General features: G+C 70.6%; 7 protein-coding genes and 1 pseudogene. 6 read left to right on the plus strand and 2 right to left on the minus strand.

Translation table 11 applies throughout. The features are described from left to right. Together CV1CTNOD_RS06085 and CV1CTNOD_RS06090 are read right to left on the minus strand one after the other, a co-directional pair. Positions 1–462: pseudogene (locus CV1CTNOD_RS06085) on the minus strand (hypothetical protein); the annotation flags it as partial. A 198-nt stretch (positions 463–660) separates the two neighbouring features. After that, positions 661–1344: a hypothetical protein gene (locus CV1CTNOD_RS06090; protein ID WP_131785191.1), complete on the minus strand. Its 684-nt coding sequence runs from the start codon at positions 1342–1344 to the stop codon at positions 661–663. Between the two features lie 307 nt (positions 1345–1651). Between CV1CTNOD_RS06090 and CV1CTNOD_RS06095 the strand changes: the two genes are divergently transcribed. From CV1CTNOD_RS06095 to CV1CTNOD_RS06120, 6 genes are all read left to right on the plus strand, one after another. Then, positions 1652–2038 (plus strand): GroES family chaperonin, encoded by a 387-nt coding sequence (locus CV1CTNOD_RS06095; RefSeq protein ID WP_043603102.1) that lies wholly within the window; start codon positions 1652–1654, stop codon positions 2036–2038. A 661-nt stretch (positions 2039–2699) separates the two neighbouring features. After that, a complete protein-coding gene (locus CV1CTNOD_RS06100; RefSeq protein WP_131765819.1) occupies positions 2700–2999 on the plus strand; it encodes a DUF4193 family protein in 300 nt (99 codons plus the stop codon). Positions 3000–3656: 657 nt separating this feature from the next. Then, a complete protein-coding gene (locus CV1CTNOD_RS24460) occupies positions 3657–6782 on the plus strand; it encodes a LuxR C-terminal-related transcriptional regulator (protein ID WP_165485337.1) in 3126 nt (1041 codons plus the stop codon). Positions 6783–7239: 457 nt separating this feature from the next. Then, positions 7240–7659: a hypothetical protein gene (locus tag CV1CTNOD_RS06110; protein ID WP_131785192.1), complete on the plus strand. Its 420-nt coding sequence runs from the start codon at positions 7240–7242 to the stop codon at positions 7657–7659. Positions 7660–8518: 859 nt separating this feature from the next. After that, positions 8519–16180 (plus strand): type I polyketide synthase, encoded by a 7662-nt coding sequence (locus tag CV1CTNOD_RS06115; protein WP_131785193.1) that lies wholly within the window; start codon positions 8519–8521, stop codon positions 16178–16180. Beyond that, positions 16167–19835, plus strand: a 3669-nt coding sequence (locus CV1CTNOD_RS06120; RefSeq protein ID WP_242606410.1) for a type I polyketide synthase, incomplete at its 3' end; no start/stop codon positions are given. The genes CV1CTNOD_RS06115 and CV1CTNOD_RS06120, both read left to right, overlap by 14 nt.

Raw genomic sequence — 19835 nt, forward strand, 5'->3', positions numbered from 1 at the left:
GAGAGGCGGGGGCGCAGGGGCCGCGGGGGCGTCGCCGGTTTCTACGGCGGTCCGCGCCGCGGTGGGAACCGGCGCGGACGGGGCCGTGCGCGCGGCGACGGTTACGGGTGCGGCGGCCAGGGCAGGCCTTGCCATCGTCGCCGATGCCGGGGTGATGTCCGCGGCTGCTTGCGCATGCGGCTGCTTGCCGCCCAGGTCTGAAGCCGGCATTCTGTTGTCTGCCTGTGGCGTGCCGGTGACGACCACGACCGTCGGACACGGCCAGAGCCGGTCACAGCTCACACACAGGTCGAACTCGTTCGGCTGGTGGAGGCCGAGGAGCGTGAGCAGGGATCCGATGTGTTCGATCATCTTCGGACCGGCCAGGACGGGGCCGTTTGAAATCATGTGAAGTTCCGAGCGCAACTGGTTGCAGTAGCGCTCGACCTCGTCCGTCCGCTGATCCTCCATCGAAGGCAGCATGCACCATCGCTTCGTGGGAAGTGTTACCGGTACCGTCCTTGACCGGTCGGTCTGGCCGTCATGCTACTTTTTGTAGCTATCTATACTGTTTTTGTTATTGACGGCTGGGTGACCGTAGCCCGGCGACAGCGTCGTCACATAGCTGCCGGTCGCATAACAGCTGGTCGCACAGTGTTACACGGTTGACCGTCGTGGTGTTCATCCCCGTTCGGGACGGACCTCGTCCGGACGGCGGACCTGGCGCATCAGGCCCTCTTGGAGACGGGCGAACTCCTCGATGTACGGACTGTCGACCTGGCCCGGAACGCCCGGACCGTTACCGCCCGGTTCCTTGAGGCCGCCCTGCCGGTCGAAGACCGGTTCGAACCCGGCGAACTGCCCGCCCGCCCCGCCGGGGCCGAGGCGTTCCCCCTGACCGTCGAAGGCCGGGTAGTGGGTAGCGACCGCGGTCGGTGCGGCGCCGCGTTCGCCCTGCCCGTCGTACCCGCCCGAGAACGAGGGCAGGTTCGGGGCGCTGCCCTGGCCGAGACGTTCCCCGGCGGCTTCGAACGCCGGGTAGTGGGTGCCGTTGCCGCCCGATCCGCGCTCGTCGGCAGGCGAGTCGTACCCGAATGACGAACCGTTGGGTGACGGTGGTGCGGCGACGGCCGGCACGCCTGAGCGGCCCGCCGATTCGCCGCCCAGTTCGGCTTCGCCCGGCCCGAAGATGTCCGCCGGCGGGTAGATCCGTGCCGACAGGCTGACCGACAGCGGGTCACTGCCGTATGTGATCACGTCTACCTGGTCCTCCGGCCCGATGCCGCCGTTGCGGGCTAGATCGACGAACCGGAAAAGATCAGCCCAGCGTAGGCCGTCAAGGTCCACACTGATTCGCAAAGCCATCGTCGCGCCTCATCTCACGGTTCCAGCGTGCCGACCCACCGTTGCCTTCGGTACCGGAGCAGCCGGGCGATGTGAGGGGCCCGGCTGCGGCCCGGCGCCGGCTCACCGACCTGGCAACAGTGTGAGGCCGGCGATGGGCGGCAGCTTATACCCCGTTGGGGGTGCATTCCCCATCCGGGGAGGTTTGTGCGTTTGTACCGGGAATCCGCGGTCCGCCGGTTGTCGTGGGGTGTTGGTGAGCTGGTATGGACAGCTGTGGCGTCTGCCGTTGTAGGACGATGTTGCACAGGCGGGTAGTGTCCGGCGTGTGAGTGTTGCTTCCGGCGGTGTCAACGGTATGGCTGGCGTTGGCGGCATGGCTGGTGTGGACATGCGTGCCGGATCGTTGCCGATCAGACTTCTTCATGATCGTGTTCTTGTCGCCCCTCGTGAGGACTCGGCCGACCGGCGTTCGAAGGCCGGGATCGTCATTCCTGCCACAGCGCAGATGGGTAAGCGCCTGTCCTGGGCGGATGTGGTCGCGGTCGGTACGGCCGTGCGTACCATACAGGTGAGCGACCGGGTGCTCTACGATCCGGAGGAACGAGCCGAGGTCGAGCTGCACGGCACGACCTACGTGCTCCTGCGTGAGCGGGATGTGCACGCGGTGGCTGCCGAACGTCTCGATGACGGTTTGACCGGCCTGTATCTGTAGGGGCCTGCCTGTTCGGCAACAGGGGCCTGCCTGTTCGGCAACGGCCGAGGACGGGGGCGTCCGATCGGCGGCCCGGGTCCGTGGGCGAGCTCGGGCACTGCGCGGCGATTCCGGTACGAACCGCCCCGACCCGGTAGCTTAATGATCATATGGCCTGGCCTGGGCCGCACGATCGCTTGGTCCGGTCAAAGGATGCGCGATCATGGTTCTTCTCGCCCCGGGTTCCGCACCGGATCGGCGAAGATCGACAGAGGCGATCCGGGACGTCCGCCAGGCCTGGGTTCCCGGGTTGCCCGGATCCGACCGTGCCGGCGTTATCGACCCATCTGCTCGAATGCTGCCGCGGGGTGCTGGAATGCCGCGGGAAGACAGATGTGTCGGGTCTGACACCGAGGCGAACACGTGATGTCTGGCCTGTTGCCGCGCGGGACCGTATTGTACGCGTCGGTCGGGGGAGATCCGTTGTCCTGTGTCGACCACGCGTGGATGCGGACAAACGTCGTCGGCTGTGCCCGCGCCAGAGTCGTTGCGTATTGTAGCCGCTCGATCCTGTTCGGGTATGGGTCTGAACGGGTACCGACATGCGGTCGTGCGTCGCGTCCTGCGCACACGGCTGATCAAAACCGTAAGGAACGATTGGAACTGTAAGGAAGGAGACTCAATGGCTCGTGACTTCGACGCCCGGCGGGGCGCTGACGTCGAGGACGACGAACTCCAGGAGCAGAGCCTGGAGACGCTGAAGGCACAGCGTGCCGGGGCTGCCGCCGATCTCGGAGACGATGTTGATGCTCTCGAGGCCGAACTGGATCTTCCGGACGCCGAGGTGCGTGACGAGGAGCTGTCCCTGCGGGTGCTGCCGAGACAGGCTGACGAGTTCACCTGTACGAGCTGCTTCCTCGTCCACCACCGCAGTCAGCTCGCGGACGCTCATCGCGCGGTCTGCTCGGACTGCGCCGCCTAACGGGCCGAAGAGCGCGCGGCCATGGTTTTTCGCGCGCTCGGCGGCCCCGAGGAGCCCAGTGGGCCGAAGAGCGCGCGGCCATGGTTTTTCGCGCGCTCGGCGGCCCCGAGGAACCCGGTCGGCCGAAGGCCGCGCGAGCATGATTGTTTCGTGCGCGGGGTCCGGAAGCTGATCCGGGAGGTCCGGGAACCGATCCGGGAGGTCCGGGGAGCTTAAGGTCCCCGGGTCGCTCGGAGGCTCCGGGGAATCCGGCCTCGGTCGCCGGCGGTGGGAGTTGGTACCGGAGGGCGCTGGTAGCCTCCGGAGCTCACTCGACGTTTTCGATCTTCATACCTTCAGGAGTACGACGCCGTAGGGCACGTCGCAACCCGGCCGCGACTGATCCCTTTCCTGGGGGTTCGTGGTTGTTTGGTCATCGCTCTCGTCTTGCCCATAACCGCTTGTCGCGATACCACTACGTTGCGCGCCTGGTCGGTGGGGGGTTGTGACATGGTTGACGGTAAGTCGTCCGCGGCCGTTACTTTTTACCCGGATGAATCCGGCGCAAGAGTGCCCCTTGTTGTCTCGCGAACGAACGCGCCACCGCTGCCCGCCATCCACATCCCGCGAATCCGCCTCTGGGAGACCATCGACCGAGGTGTTCGTGGTGGAGTCACGGTGATCAATGGGCCGGCGGGGTCCGGCAAGACCGTCCTTGCCGCGTCCTGGGCTGCCGCCGCCCGCTGGCCGGGACCGATCGCATGGCTGTCGGTGGACGGCGAGGCAACCGCCGAGCTGTGGTTCCACCTGTTGTGCTCGCTGGAGCGCTGTGGTGCCATCTCGGCGGGAGCCGGCACAGCTCATTCCAGACCGGCTGTCAGCAGTCTGCTTGCCAGCGGCCCGACCGGCAGCGGATCGACCGGCAGCGGCCCGGTCGGCGGTGCGCTGCCGCTCATCGGCGATGGCGGGTCCGGCGGGTCCGGATGGTTCTGGCGGGAGCTGGCCAACGCCCTCACCGAGTTGTCCGCACCAGTTGTACTGATCATTGATGATGTGCATCTGATCACGGATCCGGTCGTGGTCGCCGGGCTCGAGCTGCTGGCGGCTTGTACCGGGCCGACGTTGCGGCTCGTGCTCTGCTCGCGTTATCCGATCCTCGCGTTGCACCGGCTGCGCCTCGACGGCCGGTTGATCGAGATCGGCCCCGCCGACCTCGCCTTCATCGCCCAGGAGACGTCCGCGCTGTTGCACGCCCATGGCGTCGATCTGTCCGACTCCGGTCGTGACCAGTTGCTGGAGCGGACCGAAGGCTGGGCCGCGGGCCTGCGGCTGTGGGCCGCGCGCGCGCCCCTCACCGATGGGGACCGCGCGCCTCTGGCCGGTGGGGATGCCGGGTATCCCGGCCGCGCCGGCCGCGAAGTCGCCGAGTATCTCAGTGCGGAGGTCCTCGGGCGCCAGCCGTGGGCGGTCCGCCGCCTGCTGCTGCGCGCGAGCGTGCTCGACCGGCTGACCGGGCCACTGCTCGACGTCGTCGCCGCCGAACCCGGCGGGACGGCCGCGGCGCTCACCCCGGTCGCCGGATCCGCCGCGGACGGGCGGGACACCCCGGTCATGGACGGGCGGATGCTGCTGGCGGACCTGGCCCGGACCAACTCGTTCGTGATCGGTGTCGACGGTGATGACACCTGGTACCGCTTCCACCGGCTCCTTGCCGAGACCCTGCACGCCGATCTCGTGCGAGAGGCCCGAGAGGACGAACCTGAACTGCACCTGCGCGCCGCCATGTGGTTCGCCGACTACGGGGACCTGTCCGCCGCCGTGCGGCACGCCTGCCGCGCCGGAGACTGGCGTTATGCCGCCTGCCTGCTCGTCGAGAGCGGTCTCGGTGTGATCACAGGGCCGGGCGGCCCGGGCGCGGACGCCGATCAGGTGGGTGCGCTCGTGGACTCCTTCCCCGGCGGATCGGCTGACCAGTCGGCCGAGTGCGCGCTCGTTGCGGCGGCTCGCTGCGTCCGGGCCGGTGACGCCGAGGCTGCGGTCGGCTGCCTGGAAGACGCGCGGGCCGGGGTGGCCAACCTGCCGGCGAATCGCAGGCGTCTGGTGGCGACCGCCCTGGACTGCCTGGAGGTGCGGCGCGCCGAGCTTCAGGCGGACACCGACGGGATGCTCAACTACGCCCGCAGGCTGTTGCGTGCCGGTCAGCGTCCGCACGAGACGACCGAGTGCCGTGATCCTGGCGAGTGGAGGAGCTTGCCCGCCGTGCGGGCCGTCGCTCTTGCCACCCGGGGGCGTGCCGAGCTGTGGCGGGGTCGTTTGGACAGCGCGTCCGAGACCCTGCGAACGGCGTTGCGCCTGGCCCGTGAGGCCGGCATGGACGACGTGGAGCTGTCCTGCCTGGGTGGCCTTGCGCTGCTCCATGCCTGGCGTGGACGGTTGCGCCATGCCCGGGCATGGGCCGGTGAAGCGGTGGACGCCGGCCGGAGCCGGTCGGTCGGCACCGGCGGTGACCGGTTCCGGCCGGGTGCGGTCACCGGGCTCGCCGACGCTCACCTTGCGATGGCCGTCGTCGCCTACCAGATCGACGAGTTTGCCACCGCCCGACGCCACGCCCAGGAGACGGAAAGATATTGCGAGAAGTGGCCACAGCCGGTGACCGCCGAGCTTCTCGCCCTGCTCAACGCGGCCATCCTTGCGCGTGCGGGAGACGTTCGGGCCGCCCGGCGCCTGCTGGCCGCCCATCGTCCGGTCGGGCTGCCCGATATCTGTCTGCGCGCGCGGCTGTCGACCGAAGGCGATCTTCTTGTTGCGGCGGGTAACCCGGACGCGGCATTGACCTTGCTGCGGCGTGGGACCGCCGAACACCGTCCCGACCCGGCCGAGGTGCTCACCCTGGTGCGCATCTACCTTGCCCGGGCGGACACGCCCGCGGCCACGGCGATGCTCGCTCCGCTGTTGCGGGCCGACGCCGGATTCGGAATCGGCAGCCTCACCGCCGCCTGCGTGCTGGACGCGGTGGTGGCCGACCGGGTCGGGGACGTGGCGCGGGCGACCGCGTCTTTGGCCCGTGCGTTGGCGCTGGCCGAGGACGAAGGCTCACTGCGCCCGTTCGTGGACGCGGGGGACGTGATCACGAAACTGCTGCGGGCGCATCCCGGACTGCGGGCCGCCCACCCCGTGTTGGTGGACCGGTTGCTGCGCCGCGCCCGGGCGGGAGCCGCCGAGTCCACGGCGGTGCCTGCGACCGGATCGTCGGGATCGCAGCCGTCTGCGCCACGGCCACCTGCGGCGCAGACGGCGGTGGCGCGCCCACGGCCACCTGCGTACCCGGTGATCGCAGGCCCCACCGGGAGGCCCGTGGTGCGCCCCACCGGAAGCACTCCGAGCGTGGGTCCCCCCCGTACGCGGCCAGCGGACGGGCAGGCCACGACAGTTCGCGGGATTCCACCGGCGGTTCCCGGTGGCGCCTCCCAGCCGGACGCGCTGGTCCCGCAGCGTGCCCCAGCCGGCCCGGCCAGTTCGGCCAGTTCGGCCAGTTCGGCTGGGACCGCACCGGCGGGCTCTCCCCAGCCTGGATACGCGGCGGGGCCACCGGAGTCACTGACGGCCGCTGTCGAGCCGCTGAGCGGTCGGGAGCAGACGGTCCTGAGTTATCTGCCGACCATGCTCACCACAGCGGAGATCGCCAGCGAGATGTTCGTCTCGGTGAACACCGTGAAGACCCATCTCAAGAGCATCTACCGGAAGCTCGACGTGGCCCGCCGCCGGGACGCCGTGCACCGCGCCCGCGCATTCCACCTGTTGTGATCCCCTGATGGCCCGGGACTGAGGCATTGCGGACCGCACCGGACCGGCTGCGCCGACCGGCGATACGCACGAGCACGATTACCTGCGACGGCGAGAAGTTCCGGCCGTACCCGAGCAGAACACGCTGGCCACCGTGGTTATCCGCACGTTTCCGGCCCGTCAAGAACGTGGGGTTGGTCGTCAATAACGTACGGTTGGTGCCGCCGCCGTATCGGTGACGGCTTCACTGTCGCCGCACGCTGTACCACATGCTATGAGCCGATCATGCTATGGGCCGATATGGTCCAATCCACCTTCCTCTCACCCCATGCGGAGGATGCGCTACGCGTGGTCACTGACGGATCTTTGTCCTCGCGGCGCTGGGCGACGGCATCCGATGGCAGGGTGAGCGATGTCGTCTGCGGCGTGGGACCGGCGGCCTCGACCGGTCCGGGGTACGCGGCCCGGGGGTGACGCGATGGACCAGGTGCATGACCGGATGAAACTGCCGCTTTCCGGTGTGGAAGTCGAACTGGTGAGCTCGCCGGTGGGTCTTCTGCACTGGCGGCTGAGGTCTGCCGACGATTCCACCACGCGCCTTGACCAGCCGCTTGACCGGACACCGATTCTCGGCTGGCGGGAAGGCACCACGTCGGTGGACGGGCGGCATCCGCCGGTGCTCTTCACCGTCGTGTGGGGATCGCTGCTCGGCGGACGTGGACCCCTGCGGGTCGTACTGGTGCGCCGCCGCCGGTTCCGGGCTTCCCAACGGCACGACCTGGACCCGATAACGCTCGGTGGAGCGTTCTGGATCGCCGAGGCCGAGGGCTCCTTCGACCAGTTGGTGGTGTCGGACGGGGCGGTCGTCGAGAGCCGTGACCTGCACACCCCGGTCTGAGCCAGGGATTGTTCGGATGAACGTGGCCGGTGGTGCCCCGCTCATGCGCGCAACATGCGGTTCGGCTGCCTCGGGCGTCGGTGTGTCGGTTGTCAGGTGCGCTCACTCACATCCTCATCCGGCCGGGCCGGGCGGGTATGGCAGGACGATCCGTACCGGGGACGACCGGCTGCAGGAGTGTCGTACGAACACCTTTGTCAAAGGTTCGTTAACGGCATCGGGCCGCGGGCGTCCAGGCGTCCTCAAAGCGGTCAGTGTACCTTCCTTTCCGTGTATGGATAGCTGCGCTGTGTCCGCTCTCGGTTTCCTCCGTGGCGCCCGGACGGTGGGTCCCGCTGAACGGTTTTCCCGTGGAGCTAAAATTTCGGATACGCATCCGGTGGCACGGTGCCCGCGCCTACGGCGTGCTGGCCCGAGAAAGGAGCTGGCTCGGCACCCGCAATTGCCGATCTCGGTAAACCGGTGTCGATCGCCGTTGGTGTTCGTTGCGGACCACCGGCCAATGATCTGCTGGGAAATGATGTCGACCTTGAAACCTGTCGTGTTCGACCAGAGGTCCGTTATGAGTTTTGTGGTTTTTTTCCTCTTTTTGCGACATTATTGTGAATATCACGTGTCGGCGTTGTGTCGTTGTGTGCGCTCCGGCTCCCGCGGTCGTCAGGGGGCCGGAAGCAGCGCGATCGTGGTTGTGGTCGCCCGCCCGGAGGTCTGGAGGAACTGGTTGGCCGAAGAGCGTGCGATCGTGGTTGTGGTCGCGCGCTTGGAGGCCTGGAAGAAGACAGCTGGCCGCCCGGAGCGTCCCGGCCCGCAGCGCTGCCGACGCGCTGACGCGGCGGTGCAGGGTCAGGAGGGACCACCCATGAGCACCAGTAAGCACCGCGGCCCGCAGGCCCAGGTCCCCGGGTCGCTGGAGGGTCGGAGGCGCTGCGATGATGTTTCTTTCGCGGCGCCGGAGGCCCAGGTCCCCGGATCATTGCGGGACCTCGTCGTTGCCATCACTCCCTTCACCGAGCCTGATGCGAGGCTGGTTGCCGCTGTGGCCCGAGCCGGCGGGCTCGGTGTTCTCGACCTGGGACGTGACGCCGCCGTTGCGCGCGTTGCGCTCGCGGACGCGGCTCGCTGGTCTCGAGGCGCGTTCGGGGTGCGGGTGCCCACCGGCTGCGCCATCAGGCCGTGGGAACTGCCGCCAGAGGTGGACACCGTCATCCTCGCGGCCGGGCCGCCTGCCCCGGTCGGGCAGGCCGTACCGGCGGGAGAGACCGTACCGGTCGGTGAGGCGGAGCCGGTCGGTGAGGCGGAGCCGGTCGGGGATGCCGGGCCGGCCCACGAGGGCTGGGATGTCGAGACCGCAGCCGCGACCGGGCGCCGGCGCGTCCTCGTCGAGGTCACCTCGGTTGCCCAGGCCCGGGCGGCGGTCGCGGCCGGTGCCGACGGTCTGATCGCCCGGGGAAGCGAGTCCGGCGGCCGGGTCGGCACCCTGACTACGTTCACCCTGCTCCAGCATCTGCTCGCAGCCGGTGACCTGGACCGGCCGGTGTGGGCCGCCGGTGGAGTGGGGCCACACACCGCCGCGGCCGCTGTTGCCGCGGGGGCGGTCGGCGTCGTGCTGGACGTCCAGCTCGCACTTGTCCGGGAGATGGAGCTGCCGACCGAGGTCGCTGCCGCCATCCGGGGCATGGACGGCAGCGAGACCACGGTCCTCGCCGGGCATCGCGTGTATGTCCGGCCCGATCTGCCAGTCGCCCAGCTCGACGGCCAGCAGCTGGACGAGGATGCTGTCGCACACCGTCTCGGTGCCCGTGACCTGCGTGAACAGTTTCTGCCGGTCGGTCAGGACGGCGCCTTCGCGGCGCCTTTGGCCGACCGCCACATCACCGCCAGCGGCGTCGTCACGGCGATCCGGGACGCTGTCGAGGGCCAGCTTGCGGCCGCGGTCCGGCTTGCCCCGCTTGCCCCGGGCGCGTCCTTTGCCGCCGACCGGGGTCTGCGTTTCCCGGTCGCGCAGGGACCCATGACGCGGGTCAGCGACCGGGCCGAGTTCGCCAAGGCGGTGGCCGACGCCGGTGGCCTGCCGTTTCTCGCGCTGGCCCTGATGAGCGGCGGCGAGGTCCGTACCCTGCTGGAACAGACGCGGGCCCTGCTCGGGGATGCCCCATGGGGCGTCGGGATCCTCGGCTTCGCCCCGCCGGAGATCCGTTCGGCTCAGATCGAGGCCATCGGCGAGGTCCGCCCGCCCTGCGCGCTGATCGCCGGCGGCCGCCCGTCCCAGTCGGCGTCCCTGGAGGCCGCCGGCATCGACACCTTCCTGCACGTGCCCTCGCCGGGTCTGCTCGGCCGGTTCCTCGCCGCCGGTGCCCGCAAGTTCGTCTTCGAGGGACGTGAGTGCGGTGGCCATGTCGGCCCGCGTGCCAGCTTCCCGCTGTGGGAGGCCCAGATCGCCGGGCTGCTGGCGTATGGCGAACAGGTGTCCGTCGCCAGCGGTCGGTCCGCGGCCACGGTGTTCTTCGAGGGTCTGCACGTGTTGTTCGCCGGAGGTGTGCACGACGAACAGTCCGCGGTGATGGTCGCGGCGGCCGCGGCGCCCCTGGCCGAACGCGGTGCCCGCATCGGGGTGCTCATGGGCACCGCGTACCTGTTCACCGCCGAGGCGGTCACCTCCCGCGCGATCCTGCCCGGTTTTCAGCAGGTGGCGGTGGACTGCGACGACACCGTCCTGTTGGAAACCTCGCCGGGACACGCGACCCGCGCCGCCCGGTCGCCCTTTGTCGGCACTTTCGCCGAACGCAGGGCCGAACTGCTCGCCCGGGGGCTTGCTCCAGCGCAGGTGTGGGAGGAGCTGGAACGGCTCAACCTCGGCCGGCTGCGGATCGCGAGCAAGGGTCTGCGCCGCGACCGTGGTCGGCTGGTGACCGTCGACGAGGACACCCAGCGCAACGACGGCATGTTCATGATCGGCCAGGTGGCGGCGCTGCGGTCGGAACCGACCACGGTGGACGCCCTGCACGCCCAGGTGAGCGAGGGTGCGACCCGGGCACTGGCAGCCCGGGCCGCTGCCCTCGGCATCGACACCGACGCCGCGGCCCACCCGACCCGGCCGGGCGCCATGACACGCGAGCGCAACCGCGTCCGCGAGCAGGCCCGGCCGTTGGACGTGGCCGTCATCGGCATGGCCTGCGTGTTCCCGGGTGCCGCCGACACGGGCGAGTACTGGGCCAACGTGGTCGGAGGCGTGGACGCCGTCACCGAGGTGCCCCGCAGCCGCTGGGATCCCGACCTGTATTACGTCTCCGGCGCGGGTCCCGGGCAGATCGGGCGGCGGGTGCCGTCCAAGTGGGGCGGGTTTCTCTCCCCGGTCCCGTTCGACGCGTTGCGCTTCGGCATCCCGCCGAAGTCGTTGAGCAGCATAGAACCCGGGCAGCTGCTGGCCCTTGAGGTGACCGCGCGTGCCCTGCGCGACGCCGGCTACGACGACCGGCCGTTCGACCGGTTGCGCACGTCGGTGGTTTTCGGTGCCGAGTCCGGTGCGGATCTCGCCTCCGGCTACGGCTTCCGTTCGAGCTACCCGGCCTTCTTCGGGACGATCCCACCCGCCCTCGACGAACGCCTGCCCACACTGGGCGAGGATTCGTTCCCCGGTCTGCTCGCGAACGTCATCGCCGGCCGCATCGCCAACCGTCTCGATCTCGGTGGCGTCAACTACACGGTCGACGCGGCGTGCGCGTCCTCGCTGGCGGCGCTGGACACCGCATGCAAGGAGTTGGTCGGCGGCACCTCGGACCTCGTGCTCTGCGGGGGTGTGGACACCCACAACAGCATCCACGACTTCCTGCTGTTCGCCTCCGTCCACGCCCTGTCGCCAACCGGCCGGTCCCGCAGCTTCGACTCGGCCGCCGACGGCATCTGCCTGGGGGAGGGGGTGGCCGTTGTCGTTCTCAAGCGACTTGCCGACGCCGAACGCGACGGCGACCGCATCCATGCGGTGATCAAGGCTGTGGCCGGGTCGAGCGACGGACGGGCGCTGGGCATGACCGCCCCGCGCAAGGCCGGGCAGGTGCTGGCGATGGAGCGGGCGTACGCGCGTGCCGGGATCTCCCCGGCCGACATCGGTCTGATCGAGGCGCACGCGACCGGCACGGTCGTCGGCGACAGCACGGAGCTTTCCAGCCTCACCGAGGTTTTCACCGGTCACGGTGCGCTACAGGAAAGTTGCGCCGTCGGCTCGGTGAAGTCTCAGATAGGACACACCAAGTGTGCCGCCGGGCTGGCCGGTCTGATCAAGGCCGTGAAGGCGCTGGAGGTCGGTGTGCGCCCCCCGACCCTCAACATCACCCAGCCGAACCCGTCCTGGGACGCCGAGATCAGCCCGTTCTTCTTCGACACCAGCGCCCGGCCGTGGGCGGCACCGGCGTCGCGGCGGCATGCCGGGGTGTCCGCGTTCGGGTTCGGCGGGACCAACTTCCACGTGGTGCTGTCCGCCTATGACGGTGCTCCCGAACCCGCCCACGGGTTGGACGCCTGGCCCGCGGAACTGTTCGTCGTCCGTGGCACCGACCAGGCGGCCGCCTGCCGCACCCTGGACAGGCTCGCCGAGCTGATCCGGGTCAACGACGGCGCCGGGCGTCCCTGGAAGCTGCGTGACCTGGCCGCGACAGTGGCGGCCAAGCGCGGCGGGCCCGTCCAGGTGGCGTTCGTCGCGACCAACCTGGACGAGCTTGCCGACCTGGTGAAGCGGGCACGCGCGTTCACCCACGACGCGAAGGCCGGGATCTTCGTCGCAGACGGAGGCGGCCGTGCCGAGGTAGGCCGCGTCGCGGAAGGAGCCGTGGAAGGAAAGGTCGCCTTCCTGTTCCCGGGCCAGGGCAGCCAGCGGCCCGGGATGCTGGCGGAGCTGTTCGTGGCCTTCCCGCGCCTGCGGCACCTGCTCGAACGCGGTGAGAAGTGGGTGAAGGCGATGTTCCCGCCGGCCGCGTTCAGCCGTGGGGACACCGACGCCCAGCAGGCGGCGATCACCGATACCCGGACGGCACAGCCGACCCTCGGGATCGCCGGTCTCGCCATGAACGAGATCCTCACCGGCCTCGGCGTGCGTCCCGACCATCTCGGCGGCCACAGCTACGGTGAACTGGTCGCCCTGTGCGCGGCCGGAGCCGTCGACGCCGCCGATCTGCTGCCGCTGAGCGAGGCGAGAGCGGTCGCCATCCTCGATGCCGCCAGCGCTTTCTCCGCAACCGCCGACCCCGGGACGATGGCGGCGGTTGCGGCCCCGGCGCAGCGGGTTCGAGAAGCGCTGGGCGTGGGCTCGGCGGACCTGACCGATGTCGTGATCGCCAATCACAACGCACCGGAACAGACCGTGATCTCCGGTTCGACTCCCGCGGTGGACGTCGCGGCGCAGCTCCTGGCGGCCGAAGGCCTCACCATCAGGCGGATCCCCGTGGCATGCGCGTTCCACAGCCCGGTGGTCGCGGCCGCGGCCGGGATGTTCGCCGCCGACCTGGAGAAGGTCACCGTTACGCCGCCGTCGGTCCCGGTCTGGTCGAACATGACCGCGCAGCCGTATCCGGACACCGCCGACGCGGTGCGGCAGACCCTCGCCGGCCAGGTCGCCCAGCCCGTCCGGTTCGTCGAACAGATCGAGGCGATGTACGCGGCCGGAGTACGGATCTTCGTGGAGGTCGGGCCGGGCCGGGTCCTCACCGGGCTCACCAGCAGGATCCTGCGCGGTCGGCCGCATACGGCCGTCGCCACGGACGTCCCCGGTGACCATGGGCTCCGCCGGCTCCTGCTCGCGCTGGCGGAGCTGGCGGCAGCCGGCGTCACCGTGGACACCGCACCGCTGTTCGCCGGGCGTGACGCACAGGTGGTCTCGGCCGTGAACTGCCCGCGCCGACCCGGCTGGCTCGTCGACGGCCATCTGGTGCGGACGTCCGACGGTCGTCACCTGCCCGGCGGGCTGGTGCCCGCGGACGAACTGACCCGCCTGCCGGCTCCCGAACCGCCGGCGCAGCCCGTGCAGACCGTGGTGGCGGGAGGAGGAACGGCGGTCGTCCCACCCCCCGCGGGGACCGCCGATGCCACTGTGATCGAGTTCCTGCGGGCGACCCGCGAGCTGGTCGCCGCGCAACGCGACGTCGTCCTGAACTACCTGGGCGTCCCGGACCGGGCGTCGGCTGTGTCCCCGGTCGATCCCGCGGCCCCGATGGTCTCCCCGGCATCCCTGCCGCCGAGCACGTTCGGTCACGCCTCGCCACCGGCCCTGGTCGACCAAGCCCTGTTGTCGGCCACAGTCGACGACCATGCACCGCCGTCCGCCACGGCTGATCATGCCCTCCTGCCGGCCACGGCCGACCAGCTCCGGTCACCTGGCTGGACCGCCGGTCACGATGACGCCCGGGTCGCGGCGGCGGCGTCGCCGCGGTCGGTATCCCGGGATCCGGACGTGCTGCTGGGCGCGGTGGTGGAGGTGATCGTGTCCGCGACGGGTTATCCGGCCGAGATGCTGGAAGCGGACCTGGATCTCGAGGCCGATCTGGGCATCGATTCGATCAAGCGGACGGAGATCCTGGGAGCGCTGGCGGAGCGGATCGGTCTGGGCGCCGCCGGAGAGCGGGGGGCCGGCTTTGCCGAGGGCGGCGGCCTGGCCGACGAGGTTGTCGAGGAACTCGCGACCGTCAGGACCATCCGCGGGATCGTCGACTGGATCGTCACCCGTCCGGACGCGGATCCCGCAACGGACACGGACCCTGTAACCGTCGCGGATCCTGTAACCGCCACGGACGCCGATACCGGGCCGGCGGATCCGGCGAGTCCGTTTCGACGGTTCGTCGTCGAGGTCGTCCCGCTGCCGTCGCCGGGTACGCTCCCCGACCTGCTCACCCACGCCGGGCCTGGAACCCACGCCGGGCCGGGACCGTTGACCGGAAGCCGGTTCGCCGTGGTCGAAGGCGGTCTGGGTATCGGTCTGGCACTGACGACCCTGCTGGAGCAGCAGGGCGCGTTCGTACGGATGTTCTCCGTGGACGACGACGCTCTCGCCGATCAGCTTGCCAGCGGTGTCGCAGCGGACGGCGTCTGGTGGGTGTCGCCCGTGGACCGGGACGCGCCACCGGTCCTGCCTGCCGCGTTTGGTCCGATCAAGGCCGCGGTCTCCGGTGGTACCCGGCGTCTGGTCATCGCGACCGGCAGCGGGGGCAGTTTCGGCCGCGTGGCAGGCGATGATCCTGGTCCGAGCATCGGGATGGCCGGTCTTGCGCGCACGCTTGCCCGGGAGGCGCCGGACGTGGTGATCCGCGCGGTGGACCTCGATCCGAAGGAGGCGCCGACCCGGCTCGCCGAATACCTGCTCACGGAGTTCCTCACGCCGGATGCCCCGCCTGTGACCGGTTACCGCCACGGCGTCCGGTCGGCCCTGCGGGTGGTGCCGGCCGAGCTCCCCCGGGCCGGCGCGAGCCCGGCGGCCCAGGCTTCTGGATCATTGGAGGGCCGAAGGCGGCGCGATGATGTTTCTCTCGCGCTCGGGGTTCCTACCGGATCCGGGGTTCCTGGCGGATCGGCGAAGTCGCTCCGGGAGGTCCGGAAGCCGCTCTGGCAGGTCCGGGAGGCCCCGGTCTCCGGGGCATTGGGAGAGCTCGGCCGGGACTGCGTCGTCCTGCTCACCGGTGGAGCGCGCGGTATCACCGCCAGGGTCGCCCTCGGGCTTGCCCGCGCCACCGGTTGCGGGATCGAGCTGGTCGGCCGGACACCGTTGCCGGTTGCCGCCGAGGACCCGGCGACGGCCACCGCGGTGGACACGCCGGCGCTGCGCAGCGCCCTGATCGCCGCCGGCCTGCGCCGGCCCGCCGAGATCGAGGCCCGCGTCGCGCGGCTGCTCGCCGAGCGGGAGGTGCGGGCCACCATCGCGGCCCTGAGCGAGACCGCGTCCTTCGTCCGCTATCACGCTGTCGACGTACGGGACGCGGGCGCTCTGCGCGCGGTTGTCGTGACGATCTACGCCGAGCGCGGCCGGATCGACGGGGTCGTGCACGGTGCCGGTGTCTGCGAGGACAAGCTGCTGCGGGACAAGACACCGGAGTCGTTCGAGCGGGTGTTCTCGACCAAGGTCGACGGTGCCCGGACGCTGGCCGGCGCGCTGCGGCCCGACCTCGGTTTCCTGGTGCTCTTCGGCAGCGTGTCCGGGGTGTTCGGCAACCGGGGCCAGGTCGACTACTCCGCCGCCAACGATGCGCTCGACACCTGTGCCCACGCCTGGGCGAGGCGTTTTCGCGGCCGTGTCGTGTCGCTCGACTGGGGCCCGTGGGGATCGTCCGATTCCGCAGGCAGGGGCGCGGGAGCAGGGGAGGGAACCGGCGGGGGGATGGTCTCCGCGGAGCTGGAACGTGCCTACGCCCAGCGGGGCATCGGGCTGATCGATCCGGACGCCGGGGTCGCCGCGGTCCTGCGTGAGCTGGCCGCTGCCGACGTGGACGACCCGCAGGTGGTCTACATGTGCGGCTCGCCGGATGCGTTCGATGCCCGGGCCTGACAGATCCCTGAACCCGGATTCAGGGATCGCGATCGTCGGGATGGCGGCGGTGTTCCCCGGCGCGGGCGACCTCGACACCTACTGGAACAACATCGTCACCGGGGTGGACGCCATCCGGGAGGTATCGCCGCAGCGCTTCGACCCGGAGTTCTTCCACGCCGGCTCCGAGCCCGGTTCCGGCGACGGTCCCACGGCGGCCGGCGACCGGATCCACTGCCGGCGCGGCGGTTTCGTCGAGGAGTTCGCGACCTTCGACCCGACCCGGTTCGGGATCGTGCCCCTGGCCGTGGACTGGGCCGAACCCGACCAGCTCATGGCCTTGCGGGTGGCGGCCGAGGCGATCGCGGACGCCGGCGGTGAGGACGCACTCGGTGATCGCGATCGGACCGGGGTGGTGCTGGGCCGCGGCGGCTACTTCGGGTCCGGGATGGCCCGGCTGGACCAGCGGGTCAAGGTCTCCACGCAACTGGTCACCAGCCTGTCCGAACTCGTCCCGACGCTCACGGCCGAGCAGCTGGCCAGGGTGCATGCCGCGTTCACCGAAACGCTCGGTCCGCACCGTCCCGAGGCCGCGATCGGGCTGGTGCCCAACCTGGCCGCGTCCCGGATCGCCAACCGGCTCGACCTGCACGGCCCGGCCTACACCTTGGACGCGGCCTGCGCGTCGTCCCTGATCGCGGTCGAGACGGCCGTGCGCGAGCTCACCGGCGGCCGGGCGGACGCCATGATCGTCGGCGGTGTCCATCTGGTACAGGAGGTGACGTTCTGGAGTGTCTTCTCGCTGCTGCGGGCCCTGTCGCCGAGTTCGCGGATCCGTCCCTTCGACCGGCGGGCCGACGGCATCCTCATCGGTGAGGGTGTCGGCATGGTCGTCCTCAAGCGGCTGGCCGACGCCGAACGTGCCGGTGACCGGATATACGCGGTGATCCGCGGCTGCGGCTCGGCCAGTGACGGGCGGACGTCGACGTTGCTGGCGCCGGCGTCCGACGGGCAGATGCTGGCTGTCGAGCGGGCCTGGGCCGACGCGGGGCTGGACCCGAAGGCACCCGGCGCGCTCGGTCTCGTCGAAGCCCACGGGACCGCGGCCCCGGCCGGGGACACGGCTGAACTGGCCACCCTCCGGCGGATCTTCGGCATGTCCGAGGGTGCGCAGCCGATCGGTGTCGGTTCCGTCAAGTCCATGATCGGGCATGCCATGCCCGCGGCGGGCGCCGCCGGGCTCATCAAGGCCGCACTGGCGTTGCACCATCGCACGCTGCCGCCGACACTGCACTGTGAGCAACCGCATCCGGCGTTTGCGGGCACGCGGTTGCGACCGGTACTCGAAGCCGACGCCTGGGACGTCGACGACGGTTCGCCGCGCCGGGCCGGGGTGAACGCGTTCGGTTTCGGCGGGATCAACGCGCATGTGGTCGTCGAGGAGGCGCCGCAGCCGTCGAACGCCCCGTCGATCGCATTCCCGGTCCCGCCCGCGGAACTGTCTGTGGAACCGTCCGCGGAACCGGGCGTCGAGCGGGTGCTGCTGCTCGCCGGGGCGAGCCCGGCGGAGATCGCCCGCGCGCTCGCCGTCCCCGACCGGGAACTGCTGGCGCGCGACGACGCCACCGCCCCACCAGACGGCGGACCCTACCGGCTTGCGATCGTCGCGCCGGACCGGCGCCGGCTGGCGCTCGCCCGAACGGTCGTCGAACGCGGCCGGCCCTGGCGCGGTCGCAACGACCTGTGGTTCACCGGGTCACCGCTGCTCGGCGGCGCCGCCGAGCCGGGCCGGACAGCGTTCCTGTTCTGCGGACTGGAGGACAACTTCCACCCACGGGTGGACGACGTCAGCGCGTACTTCGCGCTGACGCGACCGAACGCTCCCTCCGCCGCAGGCGCGGGAACAGGCAGTGGCGATACGGGTAGTGGCAACACGGGCACCGGAGACACGAGGGTGCTCGGGGAACACGGGGTCGCCAGCGTCGAGGTGGGACGCATACTCGACACGGCACTGCGCCGGATGGAGATCCTCCCCGACCTCGTCGGGGGTCACAGCATCGGCGAGTGGAATGCCATGATCTCTGCCGGGCTGATCGACGACGAGCACGTGGACAGGTTCATCAACTCGTTCGAACCGTACTCCCTCGAGGTGCCGGGGGTGGCTTTCGGCGCACTCGGATGCGGTGCGGACATGGCCGCCGCCACCATCGCGGAGCTCCCGGACGTCGTGGTCTCACACGACAACTGCCCCCACCAGTCGATCATCTGCGGGGAGGAGCGCAGCGTCGAGACCGCCCTGCAACGGCTGCGCGGCCGGGGCGTGCTGGGCCGGATCCTGCCGTTCCGTTCCGGTTTCCACTCCCCCTTCCTCTCCCCGTTCCTGGCGAAGGTCCGAGCCGACGTGGCCAGTACCCCGATCCGCCCGCCGAGCGTGCCGGTGTGGTCGGCGACGACGGCCGCACCCTACCCTGAAGATCACGAGGGGATCCGGGAGCTGACGGTGCGCCATCTACTGGAGCCGGTCCGGTTCCGCCAGCTCACCGAGCGGCTGTACGCCGAAGGCGTGCGGGTCTTCGTCCAGGTGGGGGTGGGCAGTATTGCCGGCTTCGTCCAGGACACGCTGCCGGGCAGGGAGCACCTGACAGTCGTCACGAACACCCCGAAACGTCCGGGCCTGGACCAGTTGCGGCGGGTGGCGGCCGCGCTCTGGGCCGAAGGCGCCGCACCTCGTATGGACCTGCTGCCGTGCGCGGACCCTCCTGCGGCGGCACCGGTCCCGGTCTCCCGGCCGCAGCAGCCATCACCGTCGCTGCCGTCACCGTTGTCACCGCCGGCCGCCCGCGACAGTGCGGAAGCCGCCGTCGGCGAGCCGGAGTCCCCGCCGGCACACCGTGGCCGGCCGATGCTGCTCAACCTGGGGGCCCCGCTGGTCCGTCTCGGGGAGCGGGCCGCGTCGCTGATGCCGGCGGCCCCGGCTCCGGACCCGGACCCGGACCCGCTGGTTGCCCACCCACACGCCCGTCCGCTCCCTTCCACAACGACCCGCGGACTTGGGCCTCCGGTATCGCAGGAAAAACGTGATCGCGCTGCCTTCGGCCCTCCAGCCGGCGGACACGACGTTGCCGGTCATCCGGTGCTCGCCGAGTTCGACGCGCTGGTCACCGAAACCAACGAGATGGTCTCGGCCGTCCTGGCGCAGTGGGCGGCCAGCGCACCTGCCACCGCCGGGACGCACACACCGGTCGCCGCACAGGCTCCACCTGCGCGTCCTGCCACTGGCCCTGCCACCGGGCCCGGTGGACGTCCGGCTCCGCCGGCCGGGGCGCCGGCTGGGCCACCAGTCCCGCCGGCCGGCTCGCCGGTGCCGCCGGACGGGCGAAACGTCCGGCATGTTCGGCGCACATTGTCGATCGAGACGATGCCGTACATCATCGATCACTGCTTCTACCGGCAGCCGCCACGGTGGCCGCACCTCGTCGACAGGTTTCCGGTGGTCCCGATGACCGCCGTGCTGGAACTGATGATCGATCAGGCGCGGGCGGTCGTGCCCGATCGCGTCGTTGTCGGTGTCACCGACGTCCGGGCCCTTCGCTGGCTGGCGATCGAACCGGCGGTCGAGGTGACCGTCACCGCGACCATCCTGCCGGCCGCGGCCGGGCAGGACGCGGTACGGGTG

The sequence above is a fragment of the Protofrankia symbiont of Coriaria ruscifolia genome, assembly GCF_900634745.1.
Lineage (GTDB): Bacteria > Actinomycetota > Actinomycetes > Frankiales > Frankiaceae > Protofrankia > Protofrankia californiensis.